Annotated in this window: 8 protein-coding genes; 6 read left to right on the top strand and 2 right to left on the bottom strand. The window is 64.3% G+C overall.

The features are described from left to right. Positions 1–1232, top strand: a 1232-nt coding sequence (locus tag HP499_RS17220; protein WP_309138413.1) for a diguanylate cyclase, incomplete at its 5' end; no start/stop codon positions are given. Positions 1233–1351: 119 nt separating this feature from the next. After that, positions 1352–2131, top strand: a complete 780-nt coding sequence (locus HP499_RS17225) for an isocitrate lyase/phosphoenolpyruvate mutase family protein (protein ID WP_172325433.1) — start codon at positions 1352–1354, stop codon at positions 2129–2131. 43 nt (positions 2132–2174) lie between these two features. Here HP499_RS17225 and HP499_RS17230 read toward each other — a convergent pair whose 3' ends face one another. After that, on the bottom strand, positions 2175–3098 hold the full coding sequence (locus HP499_RS17230) for a LysR family transcriptional regulator (protein WP_172325434.1): 924 nt from the start codon (positions 3096–3098) through the stop codon (positions 2175–2177). A gap of 181 nt (positions 3099–3279) precedes the next feature. On the opposite strand from HP499_RS17230, the gene HP499_RS17235 reads away from it, so the two are divergent. Beyond that, entirely contained in the window at positions 3280–3636 is a 357-nt protein-coding gene (locus HP499_RS17235) for a YgjV family protein (RefSeq protein WP_172325435.1), read from the top strand. Positions 3637–3778: 142 nt separating this feature from the next. Continuing rightward, positions 3779–4810: an LLM class flavin-dependent oxidoreductase gene (locus HP499_RS17240; RefSeq protein ID WP_172325436.1), complete on the top strand. Its 1032-nt coding sequence runs from the start codon at positions 3779–3781 to the stop codon at positions 4808–4810. A 6-nt stretch (positions 4811–4816) separates the two neighbouring features. Here HP499_RS17240 and HP499_RS17245 read toward each other — a convergent pair whose 3' ends face one another. Next, positions 4817–5017: a hypothetical protein gene (locus tag HP499_RS17245; RefSeq protein WP_172325437.1), complete on the bottom strand. Its 201-nt coding sequence runs from the start codon at positions 5015–5017 to the stop codon at positions 4817–4819. A 191-nt stretch (positions 5018–5208) separates the two neighbouring features. Between HP499_RS17245 and HP499_RS17250 the strand changes: the two genes are divergently transcribed. Beyond that, positions 5209–7833: a CHAT domain-containing protein gene (locus HP499_RS17250; protein ID WP_172325438.1), complete on the top strand. Its 2625-nt coding sequence runs from the start codon at positions 5209–5211 to the stop codon at positions 7831–7833. Continuing rightward, the gene (locus HP499_RS17255; protein WP_172325439.1) at positions 7830–8171 is read left to right on the top strand and encodes a CU044_2847 family protein; all 342 of its coding nucleotides are present in this window, start codon (positions 7830–7832) and stop codon (positions 8169–8171) included. Before HP499_RS17250 ends, HP499_RS17255 begins: the two co-directional genes overlap by 4 nt. The last annotated feature ends 130 nt before the right edge of the window (positions 8172–8301 follow it).

Here is an 8301-nt window from a genome sequence, read left to right on the forward strand (position 1 = left end):
CTAGCGCGTTAGCGGGCCGCACCATGGTTGCAGTCGCGCTGCAAGAGGGAGCAATAGTCCTGGACCCATTCTCCGTAAGGATGGTCCTCGGCCTGGTCACCCTGACCCTGATCCTCATTTCCTGTGTGTCGTCCCAGCGGAGACACTCGGCCTACGCCAGGTGGTGGCGGGTTGCCTTATGCCTCTTCTTTGTTGGCAACGCCGCCTTCCTCCTGAACGGGACGGCCTCGCAACTGTGGGCCAACCCCTTGGGCAAGGCGTTGGTTGTCGCAGGGACCTGTTGCCTCTGGGCGGGAGCCCGTACCCTAAGGGACCGCCGCGCCCCCTTGTGGCTCTTGGTGCCGGCACCCCTGCTCAGTGGACTTGCCTCGACCCTGGATGACCCGGGAGCCGGAGTATGGTCGGGCGGCTTGGCGTACCTCAGCCTGACCACGCTGGGAATCACCCTGGCTGCCGTGGAACTGTGGTTCGCGAGGGCCGGACGCTCGCGGATCACCACGTTCCTGTCCTTGATCGCCGGGCTGACTGCCTTGTACTACTTGTCCCGCGTCATCACCTTTGTGGCAGCCGGGCCCAACAGCGCGGTGTTCCTCGACTTCTTTGGTTACGCGCCGGCGGCCCTCATGCATTTGATGCTCCTGGTGTCCGTGTCCTCCACCATGAATACGCTCAGCAACAAGCAGTTGATCAAACGCCTAAGGGAACGTGCCGAACGTGACCATCTGACGGGCCTGCTCAACAGGGGCGCATTCCTGGACCTGGCAGCCCGCTCCCTTGCACGGCCGTCCGGCCGAGGGGCAGCTTTGATCCTCGCCGACCTGGATCACTTCAAGGCAATCAATGATGAGCACGGGCATTCAGCCGGAGACGCAGCCCTTCGCGCCTTTGCCGCCGCCTGCACCGCCTCGGTCAGGTCAACAGACCTCGTTGGGCGGTACGGCGGGGAGGAGTTTGTCCTCTTCCTGCCGGGAGCCACCCAAGAGAGGGCCGAGAATATTGCCTCGGAAATCAGTGCCCGCCTGCAGTCCATGCGGGGGCCCGACGGATTGCCCTTCCCGACGGTGAGCTATGGCGTGACCTCCACGGGAACCGACGTCCAGGACCTCGCTTTCATGATCAACGTGGCGGACGCCGCCCTCTACAGCGCCAAGGCGCAGGGGCGGAACCGGGTAGTGGGAGCCGCGCCCGTGGGTACGGAACCCGCGCCCGAAGCCAGCCGCCCGCCGTCGTAATCCACATAGGCAGCTACGTTGGTACCGCGTTGTGTGACGTTATGCCTAGGCTGTGGGTGGCAAGTGAGAGTGGTTCCCACCCGTGAATCACGGAGGACAAACATTAACGGAGAGCGACCATGACTGAAGCGAACACCAATGCACGTGCACAACAGCTAAAAGCCCTGCACGAGGCACCCGAAATCCTGAGTGTGGTCAATGTGTGGGATGCCATCAGCGCCCGGACCATCGCTGCGCTTCCTGAGACGCAGGCAATCGCCACTGCAGGACATTCGATTGCTGCCTCCTACGGATATGCCGATGGAACCATGCCCTTGGACGTCGCGCTGGACGGGGTGAAGCGCATTGTCGACGCCGTGGACCACCCTGTTACCGCAGACTTGGACGATGGCTACGACAACCCGGCTGAAACCATCCGCCGGGCGATTGCCATTGGAGTGGTCGGCGCAAACGTTGAGGACCGGCTCCGCCCGTTCGACGAAGCCGTGTCGCGTGTGCAGGCCATCATTTCGGCCGCTGCCGCAGAGGGCATCCCGTTCCAGCTCAATGCGCGTACTGACGCGATTGCCCGTGGTGGCGATCGCCCGATTGAAGAGAGCATCCAGGACGCCATCGCGAGGGGACGCGCTTTCCTTGACGCCGGCGCCTCCCTGGTGTTCGTGCCCGGCGCCATGACCCGCGAGGTCATCGAGCCGCTGGTTGAAGGCCTCGGCCAGGGAAAGCTTTCCGTGATCGGCGCACCGGGTGCCCTTCCGGCTGCCGAACTCCAGGCCCTTGGCGTGGCCCGTGTGTCCTACGGTCCGTTCACCCAGCGTGTGGCCCTGCGGGCACTGCAGGATCTCGCCTCCGATCTTTACGGCTCCGGCGTGATCCCCTCGGACACTCCGGCGCTGAACTAGCCGGGCCGGTCCTGACCTGTTTCTCCCGTGAGGGCGGGACTGGTCAGGACCCTGAGCGGGTGTCGAAAGCAGCCGCCGATTCCCTGAGCAACCGGGCCATGGTGTCCACGGGCAGGCTCGCTGCCCGTCGCCGGTCGAAGCGTCGCAGAGCGATGTGCCGGGTGCCCAGGCCAGGAACGTCCAGGATGTCCACGTGATCGTGGACCACGCCGGTGAGCGCCAGGGTGGGCACGATGGCCACCCCCTCCCCGGCGGCGACGAGAGCCAGTGCCGTCAGGGTGTCGTGGTACTGATGAACAGTTTCAATCCGGGCTCCCGTGGAGTGGCGGAGGCGACCAAGCACTGCAGTGTTTGCTGCTGAGGGCTCCACTCCCAGCCACGGCAAATGCAAACGGCTCAGGTCAATGTTGTCCGTGCCCAGCAGGCTTCCGGCGGGCACTACGAGCTTCCATGGCTCGTCCAGCAGGGGTTCCTGGACCATGCCGGCGGCCATGGGATGCTGCTCTGCCGCCGTCGAGTCCTGTTCTATGACCACAGCATCGAGCTGGCGCTGGCGCAGGAGCCGCATCACCGCAGGGAAGCTGTCCTCCACTATCTGAATCTGCAGCTGGGGGTATTGGCTGCGCCACTCAGGAAGACGCGGGATCACCACTGTGCGCATGAAACTCGTGAATCCGCCCACCCGAACAACGCCCGCAATATTGACTTCGCTTTGCATCCTGGCCCGGGCAACGTTGAGCGCCCGCTCTATCTCTTCCCCTGCCTCTGCCATCGCCAAACCTGCGGGCGTCAGCACCGATCCTTTGGGGGTGCGCAGCAGCAGTGCCTGCCCCGCCTCGGCCTCGAGTTTGCTGAGCTGCTGGGACACTGCGGAAGGTGTAATCCGCAGTTCGTCGGCAGCGGCGAGGACGCCTCCGGTGCGGGCGACGGCAAGAAGAACCAGCAGTCTGCGGGGGTCTACATCCATGTTAAGTACTCCTAAACACGGTCTTCAGAAGATTGCAATTGATCTAAAGGTCATACTCGCTCAATATTGACTCAAAAGCACGATTCAGCAGCGCAATAACGACGAGCGAATCAAGCCTCCACTACGGATCACAGCCGCCCCACCGGCTTCTTCCGGGTGCCCAAATCCTGAAAGGACTCCCATGGAACTGCTGTTCGAAATCACCGGCTGGGCCGGCGCAGTGGCAATGCTTGGCGGCTACATGGCTGTGTCCATGGGCTGGCTGCAGGCAGGCACCACCTTCCAGACCGTGAACCTCTTTGGTTCCTGCGCCTTCATCGTCAACGGCACGCTCCATGGGGCTTGGCCCTCCGTGGTGACCAATGTGGCGTGGTTCCTGATATCGGCCGTTGCACTCCTCCGGATGCGGGCAAAGGAACGCCCCGAACGCGAAGCGCACCAGGTTCAGGAACAGGCTCAAGAAGCCCCCTCGCTTGGCCCGGACACCGCTGCCCAGGTCATCGTCGCGGCCGCCCGCCCCAGCGCCATCGCCGCCTAGCCGCCATCCAGCCTCCGGCCTCTGGTCTCCGCCCGGCACCGCCTGACGTCCGCCGGCATCACAAAAGGTAACCTCCCGCCGTCGTGCGGTGAACCGGAGCCTATTCTGGGCAGTAGCCGCCGCCCTACTGTGAAGGAAGCCCATGCCCACCCCTGAACATCCCCTGCGCAAGCTGGGTTTCCTCACGATTGGCCTGTTTGATCCCGCGGATCCCGCGGCCGGACACCAATCCACGTTGGAGATCATCGAACTCGGGGAGCGGCTCGGCTTTGACAGTGCGTGGCTTCGGCACCGCCACCTGCAGTTCGGCATTTCCTCCCCTGTTGCGGTGATGGCCGCGGCAAGCCAGCGCACCTCCAGGATCGAGCTGGGAACCGCGGTGACACCGCTGGGTTGGGAAAACCCCCTACGCCTGGCCGAGGACCTGGCCACCGTGGACCTGCTCTCCGGGGGACGGATCAATCCGGGGCTGAGCGTAGGCGAGCCCATGAATTACGACACCGTTAGACATGAGCTTTACCCTGACACTGCCGACGTCGAGGACTTCAGCTACGCCCGCGTGGACCGGTTTGCCCGTCTGGTCGCCGGCGAAAAGGTGCGGGATTTTTCCGGTAAACAGGGTGTAGTTGAAGAATTTTCCAACCGTGTGGAACCGCACTCTGCCGGGCTGCGTGCGAGGCTCTGGTATGGAGCCGCGAGCATGAAATCTGCTGTCTGGGCCGGGGAGAACGGCTTCAATCTTCTCTCCAGCAGCGTGATCTTCCCGGATAAGGATCAGGAACCGGACTTCGCCCTGGTCCAACAATCACAGATCCGGGCTTACCGCGAAGCCGCGGCCCAAAAAGGGAACCCTGCCCGCGTCTCGCAGGGCCTGGTAGTGATCCCCACGGACTCCGCCTCACCTGGCCAGCGCCGGAAATACCAACGGTACGTGGACGAACGGACGCCACGAACCCTCGCGCCCCAAGGCCCGAAGGGGATGATGTTCGCCCAGGACATCATTGGAAGCAGCGACCAGATTGCTGAACAGCTCTACGCCCACCAAGGATTCCAGGAAGTCGACGAAGTGGCTTTCGCACTGCCTTTCAGCTTCGACCATGAGGACTACGTGCAGATCCTCACCGACATCGCGGGCAAACTAGGGCCGACCTTGGGGTGGACGGCCGCCACCTAAGCGGCGTCAGTCCACAAACTCCGACTGCGTGTCGATGAAGTCCCAATCCGCGTCAGTCAGTACTCCACTGACCTTGTCCGGGTGGGGACCGCCGGCCTCGGCAATATGCTGCAGCACGGGCAGCGGAAGTTCCTCTGCACGCAGGTTCTCCCGGAGCCATTCCTTGCTGTCCAGGTGCAGATCGAGCCACCACATGAAAATTTCCATCGCGGACCGCCTTCCTTCACATGAGCCGCGGGTCCTGATGCCATGGGCCCGGATTAACCGTAGGCCCGGGCCGGAACGTCTACAAGGGTCCAGGTCTTGTGGCTGGCCAGGGTTAGGGCCAATCTATTCCTAAGGGAATTCCCGGTGCACCCGTTGTGCGGCCGGATTGCCCGTCACACAAGGGATCCGCGATGGACTGTGACATTGAGCTGGAGATTGATTCCGGCTCTGCGCGGGGCGAATATGCGGTGCACGTAGTCCGTGCACCGGCGGGCGGCCACGCTTCGGGCACGTTCACCCTGGACGTGGACGGCATCCTTGAACGGCTCCCCCAGCTTGAAGCTACCGTCCTGGCATCGGCCGTGGCTGCCCGGAGGACAATGCCGGTGGCCGAGCTGGCCGTCCGTGAAGTGGGCCAGCAGCTGTTCCAGGCCCTGTTCACCCGCGAGGTTTATGGCACGTACCGGGCCAGCCTCGGCGCGGCACAACACGCCGGCCAGCAGCTCAGGGTGGTCCTGAGGTTGTCCGCACCTGAGCTGGCCACCATGCCCTGGGAAACCCTGTTCGACGCCGAAACCGAAACCTACCTCTGCCAGACCGAGCCCCTCCTCCGGCACATTCCCGCCCCCGATTACAATCTGAATCCTTTGGATGTGGCCCCTCCCCTGCGCATTCTGGGGATTGTCGCCTCGCCGAGGGACCTGCCCACCCTGGATGTCGCTGCCGAGAAAGACCACCTGAGCCGGGCCTTGGCGGGTCCCGTCTCAGAGGGCAGGGTGGAGCTGGTGTGGGCAAAAAGCGGCACCTGGGATGATGTGCAGTCACTGCTGCTGGCCGGCCCCTGGCATGTGGTGCACTTTGTGGGCCACGGCGACTACGACTCCCGCACTGACGAAGGCAGGATCGCCCTGGTGGGGCCCGACGGCAGGGCCGCTATGGTGCGCGCCGTCCGGCTGATGGCCCTGCTCAGCGTCGCCGCGCCCCGCCCGCGACTGGTGGTGCTGAACTCATGTTCCTCCGGCGAAATGGGCCGATCAGACCTCTTCTCAGGCACCGCGTCGGCCTTGGTCAGGAGCGGCATTGGTGCTGTGGCAGCCATGCAATTCGCCATCAGCGACTACGCCGCCATCGCGTTCGCCCACGGCTTCTACGCCGCAATCGCCAACGGCCGCACCGTTGATGAGGCGGCGCGCGTCGGCAGGATCTCCGTCATGGCCAGCCCGGACGGAACCCTGGAATGGGTCACACCCGCCCTTTACGTCCGTGGCGGCACCACCCAGTTGTTCACGCTGAAGGGAACGCCGCGCGCACCGGGTGTTGGTGCAAGCACGACGACGGGTGAAAGTTCGACGACGGCACGGGCCTCGGGCGGTCAGGCCGCGGCACCAGCCCCCGCAAGTCCGCCGGCCTCACAACCGCAGGTTCAACAAACGCAGCTTCCACAGCCGCATAGCGCGCAGACGCAGGGCGCCCAGACCCAGGTTCCACAAACCCAGGGCGCGCAGCATCAGGCCACCACCGACGCCATGAAACGGGCGCAGCTGCGGGCGCTTTATGTCCAAGCATCAGCCGAGCTGAGGGCACGGCGCCTGGAACAAGCCGTGGAACTGTTCGAGGACCTCCTGACACTGGAGCCCGGATACCGCGACGCGGCAGCGCTCAAGGACACGGCACAGCACCGGCTGAAACTGGGCCGCACGTACCGGGAAGCACTCGAGGCAGAGGAAGCAGAGGATTGGTTGGCCGCGGCTGACGGCTTCGCCGCGGTTCAGGACGATCCCGCGTTCCCTGACGCCGCTTCCCGACGACAGGACTGCGAGCGCCGCCAACGGATCTCCGATCTGCAAGGTGAGCTTCGGTACCACTCCGCCCTCGGCTCCTGGGAAGCGGTGCTGGATGTGTCGGCAGAACTGGCAGCCCTGGACCCCGATGCCGCAGATCCCGAGGGGCTCGCCACGGAAGCCCGGGATGAGCTGGTGCGGGCCAAAGCAAAGGAGGCACCCGCCGGGGTGGTTCTCGATTCCGAGGAGGATCTGAAAGCTCAGGGCTCGTACACTGCGGCCACCCCGTCACTCCGGCCACCACGGAAAAAGACCACAGACAGTCCCACGGCCGCGGCATCACAAAACCCGGCCGCAACCAAAGCCGAGGCACCCGGCGGGGTTCCGGCGTCGAGCGTTGATGCAGACGCCAAACGGCCCGCAGCGAGGGACGCGCCGGCACCCCGGCACGACGGATCCGCGCTTAGCTGGCAACCCCTGGCCTGGGGAGGCGCCGCGTTGGCGGTTGCGGGCGGGGTGGGCGCGTGCTTCGCGGTGTTCTTCATGTGGTTCGACGTGGAGTTCTGGCAGGACAACGGCGGCGACATCGTTCTGAGGATCCTCTACGGGCTGCTCGCCCCCATCGGCTTCCTGGCATTGACTGTCGCAGGGCTTCCGGAGCGATCAGCCCCAGGGCGGATGGCTATGGCGGGCGTTGTTGTTTCCCAGGCGGTTTTTGGCCTGGCCGGCCTGAACTACACGGTTGAAGTAACCGCGGTCGTGTTCAGTTTCGCTTTGTGTGTTTTCGGGCTATGGGCAGGAATCCTCGCGCTCCGGAATCCGGCTCAACGGACTCTCGCATGGCTTCTGCTGCTGCCCCCTGTGTTGCAGCCCATCATTTGGATTCAAGGGAAAGGCGTGTTCATGGAGAGCTGGTATATGACGCAGGCGCTGCCGTTGCTGTTGCATCTGCTGCTTCTTTGCTCGGTGGGCATCATGTTCGTGGTCACCGCCCGCAGGCTGCGGCCGGCTGTTCAAGCGGGGGCAGCAGGATGAGCAGGCTGGTTGAATTCACCACCGACGACGGCGGCACGGTAGTTGTGGAGGTGGCGAACGCCGCCGGAAGCCTGGTGACAAGGGGAGGCGATCACGCCGGGGACCATTCGGGGGTCTTCGCGCGGGCCCAGCAAACCTTCGAGCGGGCCTTGGCGCATGTGCGTCCGGCGGTGCAGGGCGTGATCGACGAGCTCCTGAGCCTGGAGAACCGTCCGGATGAGGTGAGCGTGGAATTCGGGATAGATCTGCACGCGGAGGCGGGCGCGTTCATCGCTTCGGCCAGCACGGCGTCCAATTTCAAGGTGCGGCTGACGTGGAACAAGCCGACGGAAAGCTGATATTCCAACCCACCGGACAGCCTGTTCATTGGATCGCCCCGGCGCAACAATAAGGGTATGGCTGCGGAAAATTTCAGCGGACCCATTCCCTTGGTGGTGGGGGTTCTCCCCGACCAGCATGTGGAGGTCC

Origin of the sequence: Paenarthrobacter sp. CM16, assembly GCF_013179505.1 — a bacterium.
Classification (GTDB): Bacteria; Actinomycetota; Actinomycetes; order Actinomycetales; family Micrococcaceae; genus Arthrobacter.